The organism is Nocardioides cremeus, from assembly GCF_030518195.1.
In the GTDB taxonomy this organism is placed as follows: Bacteria; Actinomycetota; Actinomycetes; order Propionibacteriales; family Nocardioidaceae; genus Nocardioides; species Nocardioides cremeus.
Window position 1 is genome coordinate 1 of the sequence record NZ_JAULSC010000113.1, and the last position, 371, is coordinate 371.

Annotated in this window: 1 protein-coding gene; it reads left to right on the top strand. The window is 42.0% G+C overall.

Features of this window, described 5'->3' with window-relative positions; genetic code table 11:
* Positions 1-154: 154 nt before the first annotated feature.
* Positions 155-371, top strand: a 217-nt coding sequence (locus QWJ41_RS20895; protein ID WP_302710398.1) for a hypothetical protein, incomplete at its 3' end; no start/stop codon positions are given.

Here is a 371-nt window from a genome sequence, read left to right on the forward strand (position 1 = left end):
CCGTTGTGTTGTAGTTGTCGGATTTTTGTTTGTTTCACCTTCAGTGTGGTAGTGTTTGATTATTTTAGTAGTTGTTTCTACGCTACTTGTGGATGTCGTTTAGGTTTTTGTTTGTTCTGTTGTACCTTCAGTTGTTGATGTAGAATTTCTTTCCGTGGTAGAATTTCCAGGGCCACCAGATGTTGTTGTTGTTGTTTGGGGTGTGGTTGTCTCTCCCGAACATGGTTTTTTAGTTGTTGTAGAACTCACTGGTGTTGAAGTAGAACTTCCTGGACTGACTGTAGTTGAAGTAGAACTTCCTGGACTCGCTGGTGTTGAACTAGAACTTCCTGGACTGACTGTAGTTGAAGTAGAACTTCCTGGACTCGCTG